Genomic DNA, 22,117 nt, shown 5'->3' with positions numbered 1-22,117 from the left:
TTTAAAATCGATCGCGCATTATAGCGGGCATGCCGTGGGGAAAGTTCGCTTCCCTGACAGTCATGGGGCCGAGTGTACTCCAGGTCCCCGGCTTGAGGGAAACGCTTGGGATGTGCCAGCGGTGATGTTGTAAATACAATAAGATTGACTTCCCTATGCTGGACGAATATTGTGCTAATAGCTAGCACTATTTGTTCCGTTATATGGTTTACATGGTTCTGTTAGATGGCATATATTGATTCCGATGAAATCATTTGCCGATGTCTAGCTCACTGAAAGCCGCCATGCACCCACCCGCAGCCACAGGAGTTCCTCTTTCGTCGTTTGCCCTGCTGGCGCTGGTCGCCACGGCCGCCCACGCGCAGCAGCCGGACCCCGCCGACGGCGCGGTGCTGCCGCGAGTGGAGGTCAAGGCCAGCGTGGCACACTACGACCCGCGGCGCGACGATACCGCCACGCGGATCGTGATCGGCCGCGAGGATATCGTCCGCTACGGCGACACCAGCGTGCTCGATGTCCTCAAGCGGATCCCCGGCATCACGGTGGAGACGAACACGGGACGCGGCGGCGAGATCCGCATGCGCGGCGTCGGCGGCGGGTATACGCAGGTGCTGATCAACGGGCAGCGCGCCCCGGCGGGCTTCACCTTCGATTCGCTGGCGCCGGACGTGATCGAGCGGATCGAAGTGCTGCGCGCCGCCACCGCCGAGTTCTCGACCCAGTCGGTGGCGGGTACGATCAACATCGTGCTCAAGCGCATGGCGAAGAAAGCGCAGCGCGACGCCAAACTCGGCCTGATGCACTCGGATACCTTCAAGGGCCCGAGCGCTACGCTCGAACTGGGCGACCGCACGGAGACATTCTCGTATGCGATCGCGGCCAACGCGACGCGCGAGCGGTTCACGCGCACAGCCAACGGGTTCGAGGACACCAGGCTTCCCGATGACAGGGCAAGCCTCCTGCGCGAGACCGCAGTGCCGGAGCAGGGAAGGATCGGGCGCCTGAACCTGAGCCCCAGGCTGAACTGGACGCTCGACGACGGCGCAACGCTGTCCTCGCAAACCTTCCTGAACGTCAATCGCTTCCGCAACAGGACCCGGGTGCTGGTGACGACCCTGCTCGGCGCCGAGGCGCCCGTGCCCGAGTGGCTGTCGACGCTGCGCGCCGACGGCGCGACCCTGCGCTCCGACCTGACGTGGGCGCGCGAACTGGCGTCGGGCGCGAAGATGGAGGCGAAGATCGGACTAACCGGCCGCGAGGCGGATGACACCATCCGCAGCAACGGCGTCGACCCTGCAGGGACCCCGGCCTTCGACAAACGGATCTCTACCGCTACCCGGGACCGGGGCGTGAACACGAGCGGCAAAACTACCCGCTCCCTGGCCGGCGGCCATGTGCTGGCAGCCGGCTGGGACGGCTCGCTCGACACGCGCGACCAGGAGCGGGTCGAGCGCGACACCGTGCGCGCCGCGCCGCCGGGGCTGCCGATGGACGAGCGTTTCGATGCGCGGGTGGCGCGCCTGGCCTTCTTCGGCCAGGACGAGTGGGCGATCACGCCGCAATGGTCGATGTACCTCGGGGTGCGCTGGGAGAGCATCCGCACCCGCGTGTCCGGCAATGCCATCGATGCGGCGCGCCTGCGTTCCAGTGTCTGGAGTCCGATCATGCAGACCCTGTGGAAGCTTCCCGGAACGAAGGGCGACCAGTTGCGCTTCGCGCTGACGCGCACCTACAAGGCGCCGGGCGCGGACAGCCTGGTGCCGCGGCGCCAGACGTGGGAAAACAACAGCGCGACCGAGGCCGATTACCAGGGCAATCCGAACCTGCGTCCGGAACTGGCATGGGGCATCGACGCCGCCTGGGAGCACTACTGGGCCGACGGTGCGATGGTGTCGGTGAACGGGGCGCTGCGCCGCATCCGCGACTACACCAGCAACCGCGTGTATTTCGACGGACTTCGCTGGATCTTCACGCCGGCCAACGAGGACCGCGCCGAACTGCGCAGCCTCGGCCTCGAGACGAAGCTCCCCTTGAAATCGGTCCTGGCCGGCGCGCCCGCCATCGACCTGCGCGCCGGCGTCAGCCGCAACTGGTCGGAGGTGGACTCGGTACCAGGGCCGGACAACCGGATCGAGCAGCAGACGCCCCTGTCCGCCAACCTGGGCGCCGACTATACGGCGGGCAAGCTGAGCGCCGGCGGCAGCGTCGCGTTCAGGAATGCCGGCATGGTGCGCGTCGCCGCCAACCGCGGCTACTACGCGCATGCGCGCACGGATCTCGAAACGTATGCCTTATGGAAGTTCGACCCGAAGCGGCAGCTGCGCATCGCGCTGTCGAACATGCTGGGCGAGGACCGAGGCTGGGAGATTTCCTACGACGATCCCGTGACGGGCCTCGAGAAGCGACGCTGGCATTATCCCGACGGCGTCCGGGTGCGCGCGACGTTCGAGATGAAGCTGTGAGAACGTGCGCCACCGGCCGCCGGCCTGGGAGCAGAATGGAGTGAGGGGGAAGGGAATCCATGGGTTACCGCTATCTTTCCGAGGCCGTCCTGCTGCTGCACCTCGGGTTCATCCTCTTCGTCGTGTTCGGCGCGCTGCTGGTCGCGCTGCGCCGCAGCCTGATGCCGGTGCACCTGCTGGCGGTCACCTGGGGTGTCGCGATCGAGCTGACCGGTGCGGTCTGCCCGCTGACCTACCTCGAAATCCATTTTCGCCGGCTGGCCGGGGAATCCGGCTACGAGGGCAGCTTCGTCGAGCACTACCTGCTGCCCGTGATCTATCCGGCCGGACTGGGCGCCAGCACGCAATATGTGCTGGCCGCTGCGGTGCTGATCATCAACATCGGCTTATATGGCTGGATACTGAGCCGCCGCCAGCGGCATTGAAGGTTCAGGCCAGCCGTATCGCCACCGCGCCGCAGCCGATCAGCGCCGCGCCCAGTATCCGCGCCCGGGTGAGCCGTTCGCCCAGCAGCAGCACCGCGATCGCGGTGGCGAACACGATCGAGGTCTCGCGCAGCGCCGCGACCACGGCCACCGGCGCATGCGTCATCGCCCACAGCGCGATGCCGTAGGAGCCGGTGGTCGCGGCGCCGCCGGCGAGGGCCAGGCCGGGCTTGCGGATGATGTAGGAGGCCAGCGGCGCGCCCAGCCGCCGCCATGCCATCAGGGTGATGGCGATCCCGGTCAGCAGGAAGATCCATGCGGTGTAGGCCGCCGGGGCGCCGGAGCGCCGCACGCCCAGGCCGTCGACCAGCGTATAGGCGGCGATGACGACGGCGGTCAGGAGCGCCAGCGCCGTCATCCGGCCCGCGCCCGACTTGCCCGCGCGCGACCCCAGATAGAGCGTGGCGCCGCCGGCGCAGATCAGCCCGATCGCCGCCCATTGCGCGGCACCTAGCTGCTCCGCGCCGAGCGCGCCGTTGGCAAGGGCCACCAGCACCGGCGCGCTGCCGCGCATCAGGGGATAGGCGTGGCTGATGTCGGCGTCGCGGTAGATGGCCGACAGCAGCAGGTAGTAAACGGTTTGCAGCAGCGCCGAGGCGGCAATGAAAGGCCAGCTTGCCATGGCCGGGCCGGCAAGGAAAGGCAGCGCCAGCGCACCCAGCACGCCGGCGCCCGCCGTCACCGCGACAGCGGCGCAAAAGCTGTCGTCCTGCGCCTTGAGCACCGCGTTCCAGCCGGCGTGCAGGAGCGCCGCGAACAGGATCGCGGCCAGCACCGGGGCCGGGATGGGCGCCGCCATCAGGCCGGGATGCGATGGTCGCGGAAGGTGCGCCGCGCCACCATGATCGCCACGATCTGCATCGCCGCGCACAGGAAGAAGCTGCTGCCGATGCGCCAGTCCGAGGAGGGCAGGTGGCTGACCGCGCCCAGGATGCCGGTGCCCACCAGCGGCGTGACGATCACGCCCAGGCTGCTGATCGACTGCAGGGAACCCATCAGCTCGCCCTGCTGCTCGGCCGGCGTGGACTTCGACACCAGCCCCTGCAGGGCGGGCCCGGCGGCGAACGCCAGCAGGTTACACAGGATGAACACGTACATCATCCAGCCGCTGGTGGCGAGGCCGTACAGCAGATAGGTGATGGCGCCCGAGCTCAGGCCGAGCAGGGCCAGGCGCACCTCGCCGAAGCGCCGGATCAGCCATGCCAGCAGGCCGGCCTGCACCACGGCCGAGGCCAGGCCGACGCAGAACATCGCGATCCCGTTGTCGCGCGGCGTCCAGTCGAAACGGAAGGTGGTGTACAGCACCCAGGTCGACTGCAGCATCATCTGGGCGAAGGTCACCAGGGTGAACACGATCACCAGGCCGCGGATGTCCTTGCGCCGCACCAGGCGCCCGAGCGCGGCGAGCGGGTTGATGCGCGCCAGGCGGAAGGGTTCGCGGCGCCCGGGCGGCAGCGACTCGGGGACGAAGAAATAGCCGTACAGGAGATTCGCGGCCGACAGCGCGGCCGCCACGTAGAAGGGCAGGTGCAGGCCGGCGTCGCCGAGCAGGCCGCCCAGCATCGGGCCGCAGATGAAGCCCAGGCCGAAGGCGGCGCCGATCTTGCCGAAGCTTTTCGAGCGGTTCTCGTGGGTCGAGATGTCGGAGGCGTAGGCCGCCGCCACCGACATGCTGGCCGAGGACATGCCGCCGATGACGCGCCCCACGAACAGCCAGGCGAGGCTGGGGGCCCAGGCGGTGATCAGGAAGTTCAGGCACATGCCGCCCATCGAATACAGCAGCACCGGACGGCGCCCGACGCGGTCGCTGAGGGCGCCGAGGGCCGGCATGAACAGGAACTGCATCAGCCCGAAGATGGTCGCCAGCGCCCCGAACCACAGGGCCTGCTGCTCGCGCCCCGCGACGAACTGCCCGACCATCAGGGGCATCACGGGGACGATCAGCCCGATCCCGAGCATGTCGATGAAGATGCAGACCAGGACGAAGTTCAGCTTGCCGGTACCGGACTTCTCGGGCGTGGTCGATCTGGGCATGGACACCTCGGGCTGTTGGCGGGTCGCCTATCTTAGCATTGCGTAAACACGCTCAGGCATCGGGGCCGGCGCCCCACTCGGCGGCGAAGGCGGCGCGGAAGGACTCCAGCAGCGCCATGCGCTCGCGCGCCAGCGCGCGTCCGCCCTCGGTCTGCATCATGCCGGGCAGGGTGGCCAGCTTGACCGGGATGTGGTCGAGCGAAAAGGCGCGGTCGTCGAGCGGACGGTCGAGCGCCAGCGGATCGTCGGGATGCGCGAGCGCACTGCCCATCCGTCCGGCGATGTAGAACATGCGCGCCAGCCCGACCGCGCCGAGGGCGTCGAGGCGGTCGGCATCCTGCACGATCTTCGCTTCGATGGTCTCGGCGGGAATCGCGGCCGAGAAGCTGTGGGCCTCGATCGCATGCGCGACCGCGTCCAGGCGGTCGGCCGGGAAGCCCATCCAGGCCAGCTGGTGGCGCGCCAGCTGGGCCGAGCGGCGCGAGGCCTGGGCGCGCTCCGGGTCGTCCTTCGGCAGGTTGACCAGGTCGTGCAGGTAGCAGGCGGCCATCACCACCAGGCGGTCGGCTTCCGGGTGGCGTTCCAGCAGGGCCTGGGCGCTGCGCCAGACGCGTTCGAGGTGGTTGGCGTCATGGGCGCCGTCGTCGCCGGCGGCGCCCGCGGCCAGGGCCGCGAATTTGGTGCGCCAGCCGGCCAGGTCGTGGCTGGTGTCGGTATCGCTGGTGTTCATGCTCATGCGGGTTGTTCCATGGTGGTGAGCGGGATGGCGCGCTGCGACAGCGCGTCGGCCCGGCTGTTCTTGTGGCGCGGGATCCAGCGCAGGGAGGCCTGCGGCAGGCGCGCCAGCAGGGCCAGCGCTTCGCTGCGCAGGGCGCGCAGCGCGGGGGCGCCGGCGTAGTCGGGGCCGTTGACGTCGTCGACCACGACCTGGCTGTCGCCATGGATCGCCAGGTCGCTGGCGCCGTGCAGCACGGCGGCCTGCAGCACGGCGATCAGGGCGCGGTACTCGGCTTCGCTGCTGTTGCCGTAGCCGGCGTCGGACGACAGTTCGATGTGCTGGCCGTCCGGGCCCTCGAGGATGGCGCCGATGCCGCAGCGCCCCGGATTCGGGCGCGCCGAGCCGTCGAACCAGGCATGCCATGCGGCCTGGCGCGGGTCCGGACGGCGCGCCCTGGCGGTCGCGGCGCTGGCGGCGCGCGCGGCGGCGCGCTGGAGGGCATGTTCGCGCTGGGCCAGGCGCTCGGCCAGCAGTTTTTCCAGCCCGGCCGCGCCGGCGCGCAGGCTCAGGACCTGGCGCAGGGCTTGCGCCTCGGGCATGCCGGTGCGCTGGGCCAGCTGGCGGCTCGCGGCGAGCTCGGCCTTGAAGGCGGCGGTTTGCAAAGTCACGAAATCAGGCATGCCGAGAGGATAACCGGTTTCCCGTCTATTGACACATGTTAAGGGTTTTGCAAGACTGCAACTTTGTATCCCGTCCCTTCCAATAGGAGAAACCATGCGTCCGTATCGCCATGCAGTCCGCCTGTCCGCGCTCGTCCTGCTCGTTTCCGCAGCCTTCGCTCCCGTCCACGCCGCCGGCACCGCCGCCAAACTGGAAAAAGCCCAGCCGGCGAAGAAAGCGACGAAACGCTATACGATCGAGCAGTTCATGGCGACGACCTCGATGAGCGGCGCATCGTTCAGCAAGGACGAGAAGCAGATCCTGTTCAGCAGCAACGAATCCGGGATCTTCAACGCCTACACGATGCCGGTCGGCGGCGGGGCGCCGCGCGCGCTGACGGCGTCGACCACCGACAGCACCTATGCGCTCGGCTACTTCTACGACGACGACCGGATCCTGTTCACGCGCGACCAGGGCGGCAACGAACGCAACCACATCTACGTGCGCGAGCTGGACGGCACCGAAAAGGACCTGACGCCGGGCGAGAAGCACAAGGCCTCGTTCGCCGGCTGGCGGCCGGACGGCAGCGGCTTCTACGTCGTCACCAACGAGCGCGATCCCAAGTTCTTCGACGTCTACCTGTACGACGCGAAGACCTATGCGCGCAGGATGGTCTACCAGAACGAGAGCGGCATGAACGTCTCTGCCATCAGCCGCGACGGCAACTGGCTGGCCTTCGACAAGCCGAACACCACCTCGGACAGCGACGTCTACCTGTACAACCTGCAGACGCGCGAGATGAAGCACATCACGCCGCACAAGGAGACGGCCAGCTATTCCGCCGCCACCTTCGATCCGGAGTCGAAGCGCCTGCTGTTCACCACCAACGACGGCGCCGAATTCGAGCGCATCCTCGGCTACGAGCTCGCCAGCGGCGCCACCGTCGAAGTCGAGAAGGCCGACTGGGACCTGATGGGCACCAGCTACTCGCGCAACGGCCAGCACCGCGTGAGCCTGGTGAACCGCGACGGCAGCACCGATGTGCGCGTCTACGAGGCCGCGAGCGGCAAGGCGGTGGCGCTGCCGAAGCTGCCCGGCGGCGAGATGCGCGGCGTGACCTTTTCCCCGAGCGGCAAGCTGATGGCCTTCTACGTCAATGGCGACCGCTCGCCGAGCAACCTGTACGTGCACGACTTCAGGTCGGGCAAGACTTCCCGGCTGACCCGCAGCCTGAGCAGGGAGATCGACCCCGACGACCTGGTCGAAGCGCAGGTGGTGCGCTTCCGTTCCTTCGACGGCACCGTGGTCCCGTCGATCTTCTACAAGCCGAAGGGCGCCTCGCCCAACGCGAAGGTGCCGGCCGTGGTGTACGTCCATGGCGGCCCGGGCGGGCAGACGCGGCGCGGCTACAGCGCCCAGATCCAGTACCTGGTCAACCATGGCTACGCGGTCCTGGGCATCAACAACCGCGGCAGCTCCGGCTACGGCAAGACCTTCCACCGCGCCGACGACCGCAAGCACGGGCGCGAACCGCTGTGGGACTGCGTCGAGGCCAAGACCTGGCTGGCCAGCCAGGGCTATATCGATCCCGAGCGCATCGGCATCATGGGCGGCAGCTACGGCGGCTACATGACCCTGGCGGCGCTGGCCTTCCGTCCCGAGACCTTCAAGGTGGGGGTCAACATCTTCGGCGTCAGCAACTGGGTGCGCACCCTGGAGAGCATCCCGCCTTACTGGGAAGCGCAGCGCAAGGCGCTGTACGACGAGATCGGCGACCCGGTCAAGGACAAGGACCTGCTGGTCGCCACCTCGCCGCTGTTCCATGCGCACCATATCCGCACGCCGCTGATCGTGATCCAGGGCGCGAACGACCCGCGCGTGATCAAGCCGGAGAGCGACGAGATCGTCGAAGCGGCGCGCAAGAACCAGGTCGAGGTCGAATACGTGGTGTTCCCGGACGAGGGCCACGGCTTCTCGAAGAAAAAGAACCAGATCGAAGCGAATGCCAGGATCCTGGCCTTCCTCGACAAGCACCTGAAGCCTTGATCCTGGCGCGGACAAGGAAAAAGCCGTCCAGGTCACCGGACGGCTTTTTTTTGGTTCATCGCTGTTTGCCGGGCCCCGATCCGCTTCAATCGCGGTAGGGATTGTCGGGACGGTCGTCACGGCGGTTGCGCACGCCGTCGCCATCGCGGTCGCGGTCGTACTCGTTACGGATGCCGTCGTTGTCGAGGTCTCGGTCGTAGCGGTTCGGCACGCCGTCGCGGTCGAAGTCGCGTCCACCGCCGTGGCCGTAGCCGTAGCGCGGACGTTCGAAGCGGTCCGGCACGCCGTCGCGGTCACGGTCGCGGCCCGCGTAGTGCGGCTGGTAGCCATGGCGCTCGTAGCGGTCCGGCACGCCGTCGCGGTCGCGGTCATGACGGTTCCACTGCGCGGGCCGCATGTACCAGCCGCCGTTGCCCCGGTGCCAGGCCGGCGGCGCATACACATAGCCGGGACGCGCGGCGACGTAGTTGCCAGGGATCCAGTGGTGGCGATGGTGGCGCCACTCCCAGTAACCCGGCGTCCACACGTACCCGTGGCGCGGGGCAGGAATGCGTTCGTACACCGGCGCCGGTGGCGCCGACCCGATCACCACTTCGACGTGGGCCTGCGCCAGCGACGGCAGCGGGGCGAAGGCGGCGCCGGCTGCGATCAGGACGGCAAGGGCAAGGGTGGGTTTCATGTTCGGTCTCCAGATCCAAAAGTGGATGACTGCACTATAGCAATCCGGGATCGGGACGAGGAGTCTTGAAGCAGATACTTACAACTGAAACAGTCAGCAGGGAGAGCCTGTAACAAGCGCGTAACAGGTGCGCCCGCGTGACCGCCGCGCGCAGGACCGGGGCGCGGCGCGGCGGTCTGCTGCGGTCACATCCGGCTCCCGGCGGCGGCTTTCTCGTCGGCGGTCAGGCGCCTGGCGGTGACGGTCACGACGGCCGTCTTGCCGGAGGTGGCGATGGCGTCCGCGCTCGCGCTGTACGGGCGGGCGTGGGCTTCCGGGATGGCGCCGTCCAGGGTGCTGGCCGACACGGCCATCGTGGCGGCGACGATGAAGACGGCTTCCATGTGCTTGAGGATGTTCATGGCCTTGCTCCTTGCTGTGTGCGGGTTGTCGATGTCTGCACTGTAGGACAGGCGCGCCCTGGCCTCCAGCGGTGTGCGACGAGACGCGCAAAAGGCGGCATGACCTGCACAAAAGGGCGCGTGAACGCGCCCCCGGAATCCGCCAACCCGGCCGTGTTTCCATGGCCCTCCGCTAGGCCTGCCCATGGCGGCCACCCGGCGCCGCCCGCACCCCGGACATCCGCATGACAGGCATGCTCTTCTCGATGATCGACCAGCTCGCGGCCAGCCGCACCGCCTGGCGCCGCGCGCGCAACCTGCGCGCCGGCCGGCGGCGGCCGGTGCGCGCCCGCGCCGCATGGCGCCTTGCGCCGCCTTCCGCGTGGCGCCTGCCGCTGCCTGCCGGGTGGGCCTGGGCGGCGCTGGCGCTGGCGGCGGCGGGAGCGCTGGCGCTGGCGCTGCATGCGCGCGCGCTGGCGCTGGCGGGCGGCGACGGCGGCGATGCCGGCCTTGCCAGCCTGCAGCCGCTGCTGCCGGGCGTGCGGATCGAGGTGCCGGCCGGCGGCGGCGCCACGCTGACCCAGCACGACGGCGCGGCGCTGCTGGTCGCCCCGGGCATGCGCGCCGATCCGCCCGTACGGGTCGACCTGTGCACCCAGGTGCTGGCTCCGCAGCGTCCGCTGTTGCTGCCGCTGCGCATCGGCTATACCGTCGAGGAAGCGGCGGCGCTCGCCCGCGCCAGGGGCCTGCCGCCCCGCAACGTCCTGGCGACGCAACCCGGCTCGACCATGCCGCGCGTCGAGATCAGCGGCAACGCGGCCCCCGGTTCCCAGCTCAAGCTTGCCTGGGACGCCGGCGGCAGGGCGGCCTTTGGCGGCGACGCCACCCGGGGCGCCGTGATCCGCGCCGCGCGCGGCCAGGCCGCGCTGTGGCAGGCCGGCTGGCTGGTCTGGCAAGGCGAGGCGCTGCGCTTTTCACGCCGCGCCACGCCGGGCTGTCCGCAGGCCGGCGAACTGGTGGTGCAGCGCTACCGGCCGGACGCCGCCGCCGCCGGACCTGCCCTGGTCCAGGCTTTCGGCGCAGGCGCCGCGCCGGTGCGCCTGCACCTGGCGCCGGGGCGTTACCAGGTGCCCGCGGCCGCCGCGCCCGGGATGGAAGACCAGGCGCTGTTCGACCAGCTGTACCGGCGCGGCCTGGTCCGGCTCGGGAAGGATGGCCTGGCCGAACTGGCCCCGCGCGACCTGGCTGCCTGGGGCGCGGCCGGGGCCGGGGTGCGCGCCGACCTGCCCGGCTGGGAAAACCTGAGCCTCGACGAGGGCGACCGCCGCCTGCTCGAGCGGCTCTACCACCGCGCCGACGGCACCTACGTGCGCGAGCAGGTGCGGATCTTCAACAGCGAACGCCGGCTGGTCGCCTGGCGGGTGCGGCCCGGCGGCTCCGCGCCCTGGCATGCGAGCCTGGGCGGGGCGCCGGCGGCGCTGGCGGAAGGCTTGCCGGTGGCGGCCATGCGCCTGTTCGCGCGCCTGCCGGAAGGCTGGAAGCCGTGGACCCGGGTCGCCGGCTGGGATGGCGGCAGGACGGGAACCAAGGTCACCCTGCGCGCGCCGGCCGGCGCCGGTCCCGTGGAACTGCTGCTGGCCGGGCGTCTCCTGGCAGTGAGCGGCGCCAGGGTGATGGCGACCGACGCCTGCGACGGCCGCGCCTGTCCCGCGCCGGGAGCGGTGCAGCGCGTGGTCCTGGCGCCGGAGCCGGGCGCGCGCCAGGTCGCGCTCGAGGTCGAGCCGCTCGACCTGGCCGCGCTGTCCGGCGCGGCCGACGCGGCCTACCGCCACCTGCGGCTGGAAGAGGGCTACCTGGTCTGGCGGCCGCTGCCGGGCGCCGCCGGCGCACCGGGCGTCGGCGCCGTGCCGGTACGCCTGGCCGATCGCGAAGGCGCCGTCCTGTGGGCCGACGGCCAGCCGTCCGGGCCGGCCAGCGCCGCCGGCCTGGCGCCGCTGCTGGGCGTGCACCGCGAACATGCGGGCAGCGTGGCCGGGATGCTGGCGCGCCTGCCAGGCGCCGGGCATGCAGCGCGCCTGAGCCTGGACCTGGGCATCCAGACCCTGGCGCAGGCGGCGCTCGACTGCGTCGGCCTGCGCCAGGGCCGCTGGGATGGCCGCGCCTGCGAGGCCGGCCAGGCGCCGCCGCCGGAGCGCAGGGCGGGCCTGGTGCTGCTCGACGCGGCTTCCGGCGATATCCTGGCCGCGGCGTCGAGCGGCGCCGGCCGGGCCGATCCGCGCCGCTGGCGCGAGCTGCGCGACTTCGACCGCGCCGACCCGGCGCGCAGCCCGCTGCGGGTGGCGGCGTTCCAGCACGACGGCGGGGCCCACCGGGCGCCCGGCTCGACCTTCAAGGTGATCAGCGCGCTGGGACTGGAGCAGGCGGCGCGCCACGACGGCCGGCTCGACGCCATGCTGTCCGGACTGCCGCTGGCCGAACTGGATGCGCTGGCGCGCGCGCAGGGCTATGCCTTCCGCAGCGGCGCCGCCACCTATCCGGCCGACAGCACCCGCGCCCACATCACCAACTTCCGCGAGCAGGTGGCCGGCAGGCGCGCCGACGGCGGCCGGCTCGGCCTCGGCCCGGCGCTCGCGCACAGCGTGAATACCTGGTTCGCCTGGGGCGCCGAACTGAGCGACCGTACCCTGATGGGCCGCCCGGAAGGGGGCGTGCCCGGCGCGCGCGCGCTGGAGCCGGGCGCGCTCGACGCCCTGCGTCCGGTGGCCGGGATGGCGCGCCGGCTCGGCTTCGGCCAGCCAATGCGGCTGGACGGCGGCCTGCTGCCGCCGGATTACCGCTGGGCCGAATGGGACGCCCTGCAGGCCAGCGCGTCCGGCCTGGACCCGGTCCATACCCGCCACGAGCTGCGCCAGATGGCGATCGGACTGCGCATGCAGGCCACCCCGCTGCAGATGGCGCTGGCGGCGGCGGCGGTCGGGGAGGGGCGGATCGTCGCCCCGCGACTGCTGCTGGCGCTGGACGGCCGGGCGGCCGTCGCCGCGCCCGGCGTGGTCCTGGACGTGCGGCTCGACCGGATCCGCGCCGGCATGAAGGGGGTGGTCGACGCCGGCACGGCGGCCGGCGCCTTCCGCGCGCCCGGGTTCGACGCGCTGCGGCCCGGCCTGTACGGCAAGACCGGGACCGCGCCGGCCGGGACGGACGGGCTGGCCACGGTCTGGTTCATGGGCTGGCTGGAGCCCGGCAGCCTGCCGGGGCAGACCCGGCGCCTGGCGTTCGCCGCCTTCGTCAGCCATTCCGGCGCCACCGGCGGGGCCCACGCGGCGCCCGTCATCGCCACGTTGTTGCACGCCTTGCAGGACCAGTCCGTCAAACAGAAGGGGAAATAGCCGCTTCCTGAACGCCTCGAGACTGTGTTTGTATGGCATTATTTGTTTCACACCGCCAGCGTGCGGGTGCCAGTGAGGATGAGGAAGGTATGCGTTTGCCGGGAACCCGGTATCAGGAGCACGGTTGGGAGCAGGTCCGCAAGCTGTTGGGACAGTGCTCCCTGCAGGCGCTGGGATGTGTCGATGTCGCCCGCCTGCTCGATGCCGACACCGATGCCACGCTCGTCCTGTATGTCGAGGCGGTGGCCGCCAGCCTGCACGCCAACGCGGCGCGCGGCGCGCAAGCCGGCAACAGCTATGGCGACACGGTGCTGGAGCTGGCGCTGAACCTGGTGGCCGAGCTCCAGGCCCGCCCCGGCGACTGGACCGCCCTGTGCGCGGCGCTGGGCGGCGACCACGCGCGCAATCCGCACTTCTGGCGCCAGCCCGGCGGCGAAGGACTGCTGCGCAAGAAATTCAACGACCTGTACGCCGGCCTGCGCGACAAGGTCGACAGCGAGGCCTACCAGGTCGCCTGCGGCCGGCCCTGCAGCCCGAACCGCATGTACGCCTACCGCATGCTCGATACCGCCTACCATGAGATCGGCCGCCTGTTCGACGGCTGGCGCGAGCATGCCGCGCAGGTCGGCGCCATCCTCGGACGCGCGATCCAGGCGCAGCCGATCGAAGCGCGCCAGCTGCGTTCCATCGCCGACTGCAAGGCCGAGTGGGTGATGCGCTGGAGCGAGAGCCAGGAGCGCTTTGGCGGCGCGCCGGGACCGCTGCACACCCGTTCCAAGCGCTTCGCCAGCCTGAAGACGGGGCCCGCGCGGGTCGAGGCGATGCTGCGCGAGATCGGCGACTACGAACAGCTGTCGTCGAACCAGGACCGCGACTGGCTGCACGAGGCGGGCGACGTGGCCGCCTGGCTGGACGATGTCCAGCGCGTGCTGGACGAATCCGTCCAGGCCACCACGCCGGGCCCGGACCAGCTGCTCGCGGCCCGCGAGGATGAATTCGACGCGGACGGCGCGCCCGACGAGGCGCAGGCCGCGCCCCTGGATGCCCTCGAGGAGGCGCGCCTGGCCGCGGTCGCCCTGCGGGTTTCCCTCCCCCCCGGCTATATCCAGTCGGCGGCGTGCGCCCAGGACCGCGGCAGCTGGGTGGCGCGCCACATGGCGGACGATTCGCTGCCGGTGCGGCTGGCGGTCTACCTCAGGATGCTGGGGCCGTTCGACGACAGCTATCCGGCCGCCTGGCTGGACCCGGCGACGGGCGAACTGCCGACCATGCAACAATTGGCCGTGCTCGACGACATCTCGCTGCCGACCCTGCGCAAGCGCCGCGACGCCGCCATCGCGCGCCTGCACGGTTCGGCCACGAAGGAGAAGGAATGATGGAAACGACGGAACTGGACCGCAAGTTGCGCGCACGCCTGCTGCTGGGGCGCCGGGTGGAAGGCGACCGCCTCATGCTGGGCGACGGGGTGCTGCGCGCCGCGCTGGACGGCAGCCGGCCCTTGACGCCGGGCGAGCGCGCGGCGCTGCAGGAGTCGCCGCTGACCCTGCGGCGCCTGCGCCACCTGGCCGACGAACGCCGCGCCCGGGCCCGGGCCTGGCGCGGCAGCGCCGGCCTGCTGCGCGCGGCCGACGGCGGCGCGGCGCTGCAGGCGCTGGCGACCGACGACGGCATGTGGCGCCTGCATTTCGTGGGCGAAGGACAGGCCTGCCAGGTGATTCTCCAGCTCGCGCCGCAGGCGGCGGGCGCGCACGCGGTGCTCGCGCAGCGCCCGGCGCTGCGGGTGACGGATGGCGCGGGGGCGGTGGTGCTGGAAGGCCGCCTCGATGGCGACGGCGAGTGCGAGGGCCGCTGGCCGTTCGCATCCGCGCCGGCGCAACATTTCCAGCGGCATGGCGCAGGCTTCAAGGTGGAGCCCTGCAAGGAAGGATGATGATGTTTGCTTCGTTGTTCAAGCGCCCGTTGCGGCAACCCGAATTCAATGCCGCCGGCCTCGGCGCCGGCGCGATCGCCCTGCCGGCGCCGGCAGGCTGCACGGTGCCGGCCCGCTGCGCGGCGGTGCTGGTCGACCATGGCGGGCACACGCGCCGCCTGGGGGAGGGCGCGCGCATCGCCGTGATCGAAGGCGAGCGCGCCTGGTGCGTGCATCCGGGCCCCTACACCTGCGACCTGGCTCCCTTCGCGCAGGCGCCCGAGATCGGCCTGCGGGTGAGCTTCGCCATCGATGCGAGCGATCCGCGCGCCAGCCATCACCGCTTCGACCTGTATATCGCCAGCGAGGTGGGCGGTCCCGTCATGCTCGACGGCTTCGCGCAGGCGCTGGAGCACGCCCTGCAGCGCGAGCTGGAGCAGGGCAACCTCGACCTGCCGCCCTGCACCACCCTGGAAGAATGGAATGCCTTCCGCTCCGGTTTCAACCAGCTGATGTACTCGCGCTTCGGCGTGACGGTCGACGACTGCGTGCCGGTCGACCTGGGCGCGGCGCGCGACTATGCGCGGGTGCTGGAAGCGCGCCTGGCCGCGCAAGCCGTGCCGCGCCCGGTGCAGGCGGCGGCGGCCGCGCCGCAGGAAGCCTTCGACCCGGCCCGGGAAGATGCGCGCGCCCTGCGCCGCCTGTTCCTGGAACTGCCCTGCCTGATGTGCGCGCTGCGGGTGGCGGTGCTGCCGGCCGGCCAGCTGCAGTTCCGCCAGCACCAGGACCTGCTGCGCCGCCTGGACCTGGTCGCCCTGTCGGTCGGCACCATGCCGGCGCTGGAGCTGGCCGCTCCTGGCCAGCCGCTCGCGGCCTTTGATCAGCTGCGCCGCGCGCGCCACAGCCGCCGCGCCGCGCTCGCCATGGACGACGCCTGGGCGCTGCTGGCGCGCCTGAAGATCGCCGGCGAGGGACCGCTGGCGCTGCTGTTCGACGAGGCCGACCGCATCGTCTCCAACCTCGAGCTGGACACCGCGGCGCGGCGCCTGGCCGTGGCCGAGGAACGCGAGGAGGAGCCGGCATGAGCGCGCACCCGGAGGAAGCGGTCTGCCGCAGCCTGGGCGCGGACGGTTCGCTGTTGACCATCACCGCGACGCGCCGTCCGCGCGCCGGGCGGGCCGAGGTCAAGTGCAGCGTGCCCGGCGCGCCCGAGCTCGCGCAGCGCATGCAGCAGGTGGTGCGCCTGGCGCGCCATACCGAAGCCCGCTTCGACAGCCGCGAGCAGGTCGTGCTGAGCATGGACCGCATGCCCGGATCCGGCGCGCGCGACTGGGAACTGGCCGCCGTGCTGGCCGACCGCATCGTGCGCGGCGTCGTTCGCCCGCAGCGGGCGGTGGTGGCGAACGGCTGGTCCGACGCCTGGCACCTCGGCCGCATCGACGGCCGCTCGTTGGCGCGCGTCCCGGAAGGCGTGCTGGCCGGCGGCCCCGATGGGCTGGCCCACCTCGGCGCCCTGAACGGCCAGCCCGACCCGGGCGCCGGCGTGTCGAGCGCGCGCGCCTGGTTCCCGCTGCACAGCGGTGGCGAACAGGATCGGCTCGGCTGGGTCGAGGTCAGCGTGCGTCCGCTGGCGCAGCAGCCGGGCGCGGACGAGGACAGCGCGGTCGGCGTGCCGGACCTCGATCCGGCAAGGCAGGAGCAGGTGCGGGCGGTGTTGGCCGGCGCGCGCCACTTCGACGGCCGGGGCCAGGGCCAGTGGCGCACCACGGTGCGCTTCGGCGAGCCGCGCTTCCAGGGCGATTCCTACGAACTGGCGCTGGTGATCGCCGACCGCATCGCGCGCGGGCGCGAATTCCTGGCGCGCGGACGAATCATCGCCAGCGGCCGTTCGTCGGCCTGGCATGCGGGCAGGGTGGAAGCGGTCGATGCGCTGGCGCCGAAATGCGCGCTGATCGCGCGCGAGGCGGCGCCGGGGGACCGGGTGTTGCTGCCGAAGGATTGGGAAGGCGCGCTGCCGCGCGGGTTGCGCGAGGAATTGCGGGCGCGCGGCGCCAGCCTGGCCTGCGTGGAGCGGATCGGCATCATTTGAGCGCGGCCGCAAGGCGGCGTGCGCCACGCCCTGATAGAATCGCCGGGTGCGTGGGTGTTGTAGAAAGATAAACGGAGTCGATATGTTCCAGATGTTCGGAATGAAGGGCGCAGGCTGCCCGCGCTGCGAGCGCAAGAACGGCGGCGACGCCAGCTACTGCGCCGGCTGCGGCCTGGTCCTGGGCGCGCCGCGCAATGCGCCGCTGCTGCGCGAGAACCGCTGGATCGCCGGTCCCGACGAACTGGCGGTGTTCTTCGGCGTGCGCGAGCTGTCCGGCGTGTTCGTCAAGACCCTGCGCGTGCCCGCCACCGCGCGCGCCTACATCCTGCAGGGCGACAAGGCGACCGAGGTCCCGCAGGGCGAGTACGAGATCGAAGGCTTCTTCACGCGCCTCAACCACCTGCTGCGCGACCAGCATGCCGAGATCCTCGTCACCCGCACCAATGCGCTGCCGGTCGCCTTCGATTTCGACGATCTCCAGACCTGCGAGCACCTGGCGGTGAGCGCGCGCTTCACGGTCAGCGTCAAGATCGAGAATGTAGCGGCGTTCGCGCGCCACTTCATGACCGCTCCCGGGACCATCGGCAGCGCCGGGCTGCGCGAGCTGCTGGCCCATCCGGTGCGCCAGCTGGCGGCGGAATTCGTGGGCGCGCGCTCGATCCGCGAGATGGCCGGCAACCGCGCGCTGCGCGAACAGCTCGACGAACGCCTGCAGGGCGGCCTGAAGCTGCTGCTGGCCCGGTACGGCCTGGCCGTGACCCAGGTCGACACACTGGAGCTGCGGCACGACAAATACGACGCCAACCGCGCCCGGGTCGGCAGCCTGTGGCTGGCGGCGGACGACAGGCAGGTCCAGCTCGAACATGCGCGCCACCTCGACGAGCTGTACAGCGCCGAGGAATGGCAGCGCATGCGCCGCGCCGAGGAAGACCTGCGCCTGCGCCAGCGCCGCGCCGAACTGCGCCAGGACGAGGCGATCGCGCGCGCCGAACTGTCGCTGCAGGGCGCCGACCGCGCCCATGGCGTGCGTGCGCGCCAGATCGAACTTTATGGACGCATCCTCGAGGCGCAGTCGCGCAAGCAGGCCCTGGAACGCGGCGCCGGTGAAGTGCTGGCCGAACTCGAACACGACATCGCGCAAAAAGGGGCTCAGCGCGCCGACGCAGCGCTCGAATGGCAGCACCTGCGCGCGCTGGCGCAGGTGCGCATGCGCGCCGAGCTGGCGGCCGCGCAGCAGGAATCGCAGCAGGCGCGCCAGCTGGCGCAGCAGCGCTTCTCGCAACAGCTGCTGCTGCAGCAGATCCGCAACAAGATCGAGCAGGCCAGCCAGATCGAGGACGCCGCGCGCCAGCGCGCCGAACTGCTGCGCCTGCGCGAGAGCGAGGAACGGGCGGCGCGCCAGCTGCGCGACATCGACGAAGCCGAACACCTGGCGCGCCACCAGGCGCTCCAGCTGGCGAACGCGGCGCGCCTGCGCGAAGCCGAACGCCTGCAGGAATGGGAAGACGAACAGGCGCGCCAGCGCATCGACGGCGCGCGCCGCAGCGCCGGCCAGGCCGAGTCCCTGGCCCGGCACGAGAAGCTGCTGCGCACCATCGAAGCCGACGCCATGCACGCGCGCAGCCTGCAGGACGTCGGACTGGCCGGCGAGGAACGCCGCGCCGCGCTGGGCGAAGCCGCACGCGCGGCCGAGCGCGCCCACGCGCTGGAGCTGGCGCGTCTCGAGATGGCGCGCTTCGAAGCACTGGGCGCGATGGACGACACCGCCAAGCTGGCCCTGGCGCCCACCCCGAACGCCGCCGTGCTGGGCGAGTTCATGAAGACGCGCGTACACGCCGGCATGGACGCGGGGCAGCTGTCCGCGCTGGCCGAGGTGGTGGGTGCGGGGAAGGTGGCGCCCGACGAGGCCGCGCGCGCCGCGCTGGCCCTGGTGCGCGAGGAACAGGCGCGCCGCGAGCTCGAGGTCGACAAGGACCGGCGCCACCAGCTCGACCTGCTGGCGCTGCAGAACGACGTGAACAAGGCGGCGCTGTCGTCCCAGGCCCAACTCGGCGCCGGGATCGCGGCGGCGCGCCAGTGCATCCACGGCCACCAGGCGCGCCAGGACGACCGCTACTGCGCCTCCTGCGGAGCGGCGCTGCCGGGCTGACGCTGACGATGCAAAACGCCATCGACAAGATCCGCGAGCTGCGCGCGCTGCACGAGGATGGCCTGCTGAGCCGGCACGAATTCGACCTGCGCAAGAACGCGATCCTGGACGCCGCCTACTCGCCCGAGGAAGGTTCCGCGCCACCGGCGCAGGCCGCACCGGCGGCGCCCGAACCTGTCCGTCCCGGCACCGAGATCGGCCTGATGGCCGGGCAGGAAGTCGGCCCGCAGAACCGCCGCTACCGCCTGGAGCGCCTGGTCGCGCATGGCGGCATGGGCCAGGTATGGCAGGCGACCGACCTGGCGACCCACGCGGAGCTCGGGCACAGCGCCCAGGTCGCGCTGAAGATCCTGTCGCCCCAGATGACCCAGGCGGCGAGCCACGCCAAGCTCCTGATCCAGGAAGCGACGCGCGCGCGCCGGCTGGCCCACGAGCATATCGTGCGCGTCTACGAATGGGCGCAGGACCCGGCCACCGCCAGCTATTTCATCATCATGGAATACCTCGGAGGCGAAGACCTGGACAGCGTGCTGGCGCGCGAAGGGCGGCTGTCCCTGGAGCGCGTGACGACCCTGCTGGCGCCGGTGGCCGCGGCCCTCGACTATGCCTGGGAGCGGCACCGCCTGGTGCACCGCGACATCAAGCCCGGCAACGTGTTCGTCACCCGCAAGGGCGAGGTCAAGCTGCTCGACTTCGGCATCGCCGCGCGCGCACGCGCCAGCGGCGCCGCCTCGCCGCTGGAAGCGCCGGGGTCTTCCGGCACGGCCGGCTACCGCGCCCCGGAAGCCTCGAACGGCGAGCGCCAGCCGGAGCCGGCGCTGGACGTCTACGCGGTCTCGGTCATGATCTACCAGATGCTGGAAGGCGCGCTGCCGTTCGAGGCGGCTGGCAGGCCGGCGCGCCCGCAGGCGCTGGGCGAGCGCCAGTGGGCGGTGCTGCAGGCGGGCTTCGCGCGCGATGCCGCCGCGCGCCCGGCCAGCGTGCGCGCCCTGCTCGAGAGCCTGCTGGCGGCCGCCGGGCCGTCGCCCGAGGAACGGGCGGCACAGGAAGCGGCGCAGCGTGCGCAGCAGGAACAGGCGGCGCGCGAACAGGCGGCGCGGCGCAAGCTCGAGGCCGAGGCGGCGGCCGCCGCTCAGGCCGTGGTCGAGCACCAGCGCCGCGAACAGCTGCGCGAACAGCAGCGCCGCGAACGCGCCGCCGCCGAGGAGGCCAGGCTGGCGCGCAAGGAAACGCTGCGCCAGCAACTATTGGCCAGGCGCGACGAAGAGGCGGCCAAGGCGCGGCTGGCGCAGGAGGAAGCGCAGCGCAAGGCGGCGCAGGCCAAGGCCGCCGCGGCCTACCTGCTCGAACAGAAGCGCGCGCGCGAGGAACAGGCGGCGCGCAGCGCGGCCGAGCTGCAGGTCATGCTGCCGACGCCGGCCAGTCCGGTCGCCGACAGCAATGGCGTGCTGCGCGACGCCTTCCTGGACGCCAGCGGCAGCGCGCCGGCCCTGGTCCTGGTCCCGACCGGCCGCTTCCAGATGGGCTCACCGGAGCACGAGCGCCGCATTGCGATGGCGGCCGGGGCCCAGAAGAACTGGCTGGCGCGCGAGACGCCCCAGCATTGGGTCGGCATCGAGCGGCCGTTCGCGCTGGGACGCTATCCGGTCACGGTGGGCGAATGGCGCGACTTCGTGCAGGCCACCGGCTGGCAGCCGGCCGGCGAGGTCAACTGGGCCGCGCCCGGCTTCCCGCAGACCGATGCGCACCCGGTGGTGGGCGTGACCTGGTTCGACGCACTGAAGTACGTGCAATGGCTGAGCGCAGCGACCGGCAAGCGCTACCGCCTGCCGAGCGAGGCGGAATGGGAATACGCCTGTCGCGCCGGGACCCAGACCGCCTTCAGCTGCGGCGACACGATCGACACCGGACAGGCCAACTACGACGGCAGCTTCACCTACAACGGCGGCCCGCGCGGCGAATACCGGGGCGGCACCACGCCGGCCGGCAGCTTCCCGCCGAATCCCTGGGGCCTGTACGACATGCACGGCAATGTCTGGGAATGGGTGCAGGACGTGGTGCACGACAACTACGAAGGCGCCCCGGGCGACGGCAGCGCCTGGGAACTGGGCGGCGACCAGGCGCGGCGCATCCTGCGCGGCGGTTCCTGGCTCTACAATCCGCGCTACCTGCGCTCGGCGCTGCGCAACGGTTTCTCGGCCGTCCTGTCGAACGACATCGTGGGCTTGCGCGTCGTGCGCGAGCTGATGTAATTCCCATCCATGAAGGAGATGCCATGCGGGTGACCGCGATCGGGGCGTTCGCCCTTGCCCTGTCGATGGGCCCGGCCATCGTGGCGGCCGGCCCGGCGCCGGCGCCGGCCAGCATGGTGCTGCTGGACCAGGCCCGTGCACGGCCGGTGCCGGTGGCCCTGTATTTCCCGGCCGGCGCCGCCTGTACTCCGGCACGGCGCTGCCCGGTCGCGCTGCTCAGTCCCGGCCTGGGGATCGGCCATCTCGAATACGGCTTCCTGGCCGGGCGTCTTGCGCGGCAGGGCTACCTGGTGGCGAGCATCGGGCTGGACCTGGCGGGGGATCCGACGTTCGATCCGGACGGCGACGTGGTGCGCCAGCGCGCCGGACTCGCGCGGACCGGCGCCGCGACGATCCGGTTCGTGCATGGCGTGCTGGCAGGGACGCATCCGGGCTACGACTGGGACAAGGTGGTGCTGGTCGGGCACTCGCGCGGCGGGGACAGTTCGGCGCTGCTGGCGGCGACCGACCCGGCGGGAATAGCGGCGGTGGTCACACTGGATAACCGGAGAGCGGCGCTGCCGCGGTCGGACCGGGTGCGGGTGCTGTCGCTGCGGGCGTCGGATACGGGGGCGGAACCCGGGGTGCTGCCGGACGAGGAGGAGAGGAGGAGGTACCGGGCCTGCATCGTCGACCTGAAGGAGGCGCGCCATGACGATATGTTCGATGGCGGGCCGGAAGAGTTGAAGGAACGGATTGGCGGCATCGTGGAAGGCTTCCTGCGGCCCGGCGCCAAGCGACAGGCCAGCTTCGCTTGCCGCGTCACGTCCGCCAATGGCGGGAATGACGATAGTGGGGCTGCTGGTGTACAGTAAGGCCTTGTCATTTC

Annotated in this window: 17 protein-coding genes; 11 read left to right on the top strand and 6 right to left on the bottom strand. The window is 71.3% G+C overall.

The window, feature by feature from the left end; genetic code table 11:
- Positions 1 to 284 precede the first annotated feature (284 nt).
- Both H162_RS30490 and H162_RS0109505 read left to right on the top strand, forming a co-directional pair.
- Complete coding sequence (locus H162_RS30490) at positions 285 to 2,462, top strand: TonB-dependent receptor plug domain-containing protein (RefSeq protein WP_020653233.1); 2,178 nt, start codon at positions 285 to 287, stop codon at positions 2,460 to 2,462.
- 59 nt (positions 2,463 to 2,521) lie between these two features.
- Positions 2,522 to 2,887 (top strand): DUF2784 domain-containing protein, encoded by a 366-nt coding sequence (locus H162_RS0109505; RefSeq protein ID WP_020653232.1) that lies wholly within the window; start codon positions 2,522 to 2,524, stop codon positions 2,885 to 2,887.
- 4 nt (positions 2,888 to 2,891) lie between these two features.
- Here H162_RS0109505 and H162_RS0109500 read toward each other — a convergent pair whose 3' ends face one another.
- Genes H162_RS0109500 through H162_RS0109485 form a run of 4 tightly spaced genes read right to left on the bottom strand, consistent with a single transcriptional unit; the run spans position 2,892 to position 6,367 of the window.
- On the bottom strand, positions 2,892 to 3,746 hold the full coding sequence (locus tag H162_RS0109500; protein ID WP_020653231.1) for an EamA family transporter: 855 nt from the start codon (positions 3,744 to 3,746) through the stop codon (positions 2,892 to 2,894).
- Positions 3,746 to 4,981, bottom strand: a complete 1,236-nt coding sequence (locus tag H162_RS0109495; RefSeq protein WP_020653230.1) for a tetracycline resistance MFS efflux pump — start codon at positions 4,979 to 4,981, stop codon at positions 3,746 to 3,748. The genes H162_RS0109500 and H162_RS0109495 overlap by 1 nt, the downstream gene beginning before the upstream one ends.
- A gap of 52 nt (positions 4,982 to 5,033) precedes the next feature.
- A complete protein-coding gene (locus tag H162_RS0109490) occupies positions 5,034 to 5,717 on the bottom strand; it encodes an HD domain-containing protein (protein WP_020653229.1) in 684 nt (227 codons plus the stop codon).
- Positions 5,714 to 6,367 (bottom strand): ribonuclease HI family protein, encoded by a 654-nt coding sequence (locus H162_RS0109485; protein ID WP_229452000.1) that lies wholly within the window; start codon positions 6,365 to 6,367, stop codon positions 5,714 to 5,716. The genes H162_RS0109490 and H162_RS0109485 overlap by 4 nt, the downstream gene beginning before the upstream one ends.
- Before the next feature lie 106 nt (positions 6,368 to 6,473).
- On the opposite strand from H162_RS0109485, the gene H162_RS0109480 reads away from it, so the two are divergent.
- Positions 6,474 to 8,405 carry a S9 family peptidase gene (locus H162_RS0109480; RefSeq protein WP_020653227.1) on the top strand — a complete coding sequence of 644 codons (1,932 nt, stop codon included), beginning with the start codon at positions 6,474 to 6,476 and terminating at the stop codon, positions 8,403 to 8,405.
- 85 nt (positions 8,406 to 8,490) lie between these two features.
- Here H162_RS0109480 and H162_RS0109475 read toward each other — a convergent pair whose 3' ends face one another.
- Positions 8,491 to 9,084: a YXWGXW repeat-containing protein gene (locus tag H162_RS0109475; protein WP_020653226.1), complete on the bottom strand. Its 594-nt coding sequence runs from the start codon at positions 9,082 to 9,084 to the stop codon at positions 8,491 to 8,493.
- A 185-nt stretch (positions 9,085 to 9,269) separates the two neighbouring features.
- Positions 9,270 to 9,485 (bottom strand): hypothetical protein, encoded by a 216-nt coding sequence (locus H162_RS0109470; protein ID WP_020653225.1) that lies wholly within the window; start codon positions 9,483 to 9,485, stop codon positions 9,270 to 9,272.
- 224 nt (positions 9,486 to 9,709) lie between these two features.
- On the opposite strand from H162_RS0109470, the gene H162_RS0109465 reads away from it, so the two are divergent.
- The 8 genes from H162_RS0109465 (at position 9,710) to H162_RS30485 (ending at position 22,103) form a co-directional block, all read left to right on the top strand.
- Positions 9,710 to 12,850, top strand: coding sequence for a penicillin-binding transpeptidase domain-containing protein (locus tag H162_RS0109465; protein WP_229451997.1), 3,141 nt, complete (start codon positions 9,710 to 9,712; stop codon positions 12,848 to 12,850).
- An 89-nt stretch (positions 12,851 to 12,939) separates the two neighbouring features.
- Complete coding sequence (locus tag H162_RS0109460; RefSeq protein ID WP_026354447.1) at positions 12,940 to 14,226, top strand: hypothetical protein; 1,287 nt, start codon at positions 12,940 to 12,942, stop codon at positions 14,224 to 14,226.
- A complete protein-coding gene (locus H162_RS0109455) occupies positions 14,223 to 14,780 on the top strand; it encodes a hypothetical protein (protein WP_020653222.1) in 558 nt (185 codons plus the stop codon). Before H162_RS0109460 ends, H162_RS0109455 begins: the two co-directional genes overlap by 4 nt.
- Positions 14,780 to 15,844 carry a hypothetical protein gene (locus H162_RS0109450; protein ID WP_020653221.1) on the top strand — a complete coding sequence of 355 codons (1,065 nt, stop codon included), beginning with the start codon at positions 14,780 to 14,782 and terminating at the stop codon, positions 15,842 to 15,844. Before H162_RS0109455 ends, H162_RS0109450 begins: the two co-directional genes overlap by 1 nt.
- Positions 15,841 to 16,848, top strand: a complete 1,008-nt coding sequence (locus H162_RS0109445; protein ID WP_020653220.1) for a hypothetical protein — start codon at positions 15,841 to 15,843, stop codon at positions 16,846 to 16,848. Before H162_RS0109450 ends, H162_RS0109445 begins: the two co-directional genes overlap by 4 nt.
- Before the next feature lie 82 nt (positions 16,849 to 16,930).
- Positions 16,931 to 18,997 (top strand): coiled-coil domain-containing protein, encoded by a 2,067-nt coding sequence (locus tag H162_RS0109440; protein WP_020653219.1) that lies wholly within the window; start codon positions 16,931 to 16,933, stop codon positions 18,995 to 18,997.
- 8 nt (positions 18,998 to 19,005) lie between these two features.
- A complete protein-coding gene (locus H162_RS0109435; RefSeq protein WP_020653218.1) occupies positions 19,006 to 21,249 on the top strand; it encodes a bifunctional serine/threonine-protein kinase/formylglycine-generating enzyme family protein in 2,244 nt (747 codons plus the stop codon).
- Positions 21,250 to 21,272: 23 nt separating this feature from the next.
- The gene (locus tag H162_RS30485; RefSeq protein WP_020653217.1) at positions 21,273 to 22,103 is read left to right on the top strand and encodes an alpha/beta hydrolase; all 831 of its coding nucleotides are present in this window, start codon (positions 21,273 to 21,275) and stop codon (positions 22,101 to 22,103) included.
- Positions 22,104 to 22,117 lie beyond the last annotated feature (14 nt).

The organism is Massilia niastensis DSM 21313 (assembly GCF_000382345.1).
GTDB classification, from domain to species: Bacteria; Pseudomonadota; Gammaproteobacteria; order Burkholderiales; family Burkholderiaceae_D; genus Telluria; species Telluria niastensis.
The sequence above is the reverse complement of the archived record's forward strand: the minus strand, read 5'-3'. Positions and strand labels throughout refer to the sequence as shown.

Bases quoted from the DNA above. Each gene is read 5' to 3' on its own strand.
- H162_RS30490 (WP_020653233.1), top strand. From the start codon at position 285: ATGCACCCACCCGCAGCCACAGGAGTTCCTCTTTCGTCGTTTGCCCTG.
- H162_RS0109505 (WP_020653232.1), top strand. From the start codon at position 2,522: ATGGGTTACCGCTATCTTTCCGAGGCCGTCCTGCTGCTGCACCTCGGG.
- H162_RS0109500 (WP_020653231.1), bottom strand. From the start codon at position 3,746: ATGGCGGCGCCCATCCCGGCCCCGGTGCTGGCCGCGATCCTGTTCGCG.
- H162_RS0109495 (WP_020653230.1), bottom strand. From the start codon at position 4,981: ATGCCCAGATCGACCACGCCCGAGAAGTCCGGTACCGGCAAGCTGAAC.
- H162_RS0109490 (WP_020653229.1), bottom strand. From the start codon at position 5,717: ATGAGCATGAACACCAGCGATACCGACACCAGCCACGACCTGGCCGGC.
- H162_RS0109480 (WP_020653227.1), top strand. From the start codon at position 6,474: ATGCGTCCGTATCGCCATGCAGTCCGCCTGTCCGCGCTCGTCCTGCTC.
- H162_RS0109475 (WP_020653226.1), bottom strand. From the start codon at position 9,084: ATGAAACCCACCCTTGCCCTTGCCGTCCTGATCGCAGCCGGCGCCGCC.
- H162_RS0109470 (WP_020653225.1), bottom strand. From the start codon at position 9,485: ATGAACATCCTCAAGCACATGGAAGCCGTCTTCATCGTCGCCGCCACG.
- H162_RS0109465 (WP_229451997.1), top strand. From the start codon at position 9,710: ATGACAGGCATGCTCTTCTCGATGATCGACCAGCTCGCGGCCAGCCGC.
- H162_RS0109460 (WP_026354447.1), top strand. From the start codon at position 12,940: ATGCGTTTGCCGGGAACCCGGTATCAGGAGCACGGTTGGGAGCAGGTC.
- H162_RS0109455 (WP_020653222.1), top strand. From the start codon at position 14,223: ATGATGGAAACGACGGAACTGGACCGCAAGTTGCGCGCACGCCTGCTG.
- H162_RS0109450 (WP_020653221.1), top strand. From the start codon at position 14,780: ATGATGTTTGCTTCGTTGTTCAAGCGCCCGTTGCGGCAACCCGAATTC.
- H162_RS0109445 (WP_020653220.1), top strand. From the start codon at position 15,841: ATGAGCGCGCACCCGGAGGAAGCGGTCTGCCGCAGCCTGGGCGCGGAC.
- H162_RS0109440 (WP_020653219.1), top strand. From the start codon at position 16,931: ATGTTCCAGATGTTCGGAATGAAGGGCGCAGGCTGCCCGCGCTGCGAG.
- H162_RS0109435 (WP_020653218.1), top strand. From the start codon at position 19,006: ATGCAAAACGCCATCGACAAGATCCGCGAGCTGCGCGCGCTGCACGAG.
- H162_RS30485 (WP_020653217.1), top strand. From the start codon at position 21,273: ATGCGGGTGACCGCGATCGGGGCGTTCGCCCTTGCCCTGTCGATGGGC.